The sequence below is a fragment of the Bittarella massiliensis (ex Durand et al. 2017) genome (genome assembly GCF_017566145.1).
In the GTDB taxonomy this organism is placed as follows: domain Bacteria; phylum Bacillota; class Clostridia; order Oscillospirales; family Ruminococcaceae; genus Bittarella; species Bittarella massiliensis_A.
This window is the reverse complement of record NZ_JABFCL010000350.1, coordinates 1-212: the sequence shown is the minus strand read 5'-3', so window position 1 is coordinate 212 and position 212 is coordinate 1. Positions and strand designations below refer to the sequence as shown.

General features: G+C 49.5%; 1 protein-coding gene. It reads right to left on the bottom strand.

Annotated features, from left to right (window positions below; all coding sequences use genetic code 11):
- Window positions 1-191: tape measure protein (locus HJY11_RS14625; protein WP_208076572.1), on the bottom strand; the 191-nt coding region annotated here is incomplete at its 3' end.
- Window positions 192-212: the final 21 nt, after the last annotated feature.

The window sequence follows — 212 nt, the reverse complement described above, 5'->3', positions numbered from 1 at the left end:
AATGACGACATGGATTCACCCGTTGACTCGCTGATTTCCTGTAACGGGTTGAATCCAGCCTCAATCATCTGCTTAACATCTTCCAGCTGCACCTTCCCGGCAGAAGACATCTGACCGTATGCCATAGCGATACGAGACATTTTATCCGCAGAACCTTGAGAGATGTCCCCAAGCATCATCATCTTGTCCATAGCCTCATCCGCTGTAAGGCC